1 protein-coding gene is annotated in these 585 nt (G+C 61.5%); it reads left to right on the top strand.

What is annotated here, in order from left to right:
* Positions 1-175 precede the first annotated feature (175 nt).
* A partial coding sequence (locus ON058_RS11060) for a replication initiator (protein ID WP_342453051.1) occupies positions 176-585 on the top strand: 410 nt, incomplete at its 3' end.

Below are 585 nucleotides of genomic sequence, written 5' to 3'. Positions count from 1 at the left end.
GAGCCGCCTAAGGGAATCGAACCCTTGACCTATTCATTACGAGATGTTGGGGCGCCTGGGGGATTGACCCGCGCAGGGCGAAATACTGACAGATTCGGCGTACAAACCCGGCTCAACGCCTGTTTTCGCAACATGACGGCGACACAGCACAGGCATTTCACAGGCACGGTTCACCATGTCTGAGTTTGCCGAAAGGGGCTGTGGACGGCCTATTCACGTGGCCCGCGATGGTGGGTTCGTCAAGGTGGCGTGCGGGTCACGCATCAGCGCGGTGTGCGCCTACTGCGCGAAGGTGTTTCGCAACGATTGGAAGGCTATCGGGCGCGATGGCATCCTCAACGCGCCCGAGGGCTCGGTGCTGTACTTCGTCACGTTGACGGCACCGTCGTTCGGCGACGTCCACAAGGTTCCCGATGAGTCAGCACCGCCACGACGCTGTCCATGCGGGCGCACGCATTCAGCACGCGAGGACATGCACCTGCGCGGTGTCGCTCTTGATGTCGATCGCTACGACTACGACGGACAAGTCGCATGGAACTACTCGTGCGGCCCGCTGTGGTCCAACACCGTGCGAGTCCTGCGTCG

The organism is Demequina sp. B12, assembly GCF_028823635.1.
Taxonomy (GTDB): domain Bacteria; phylum Actinomycetota; class Actinomycetes; order Actinomycetales; family Demequinaceae; genus Demequina.
The sequence above is the reverse complement of the archived record's forward strand: the minus strand, read 5'-3'. Positions and strand labels throughout refer to the sequence as shown.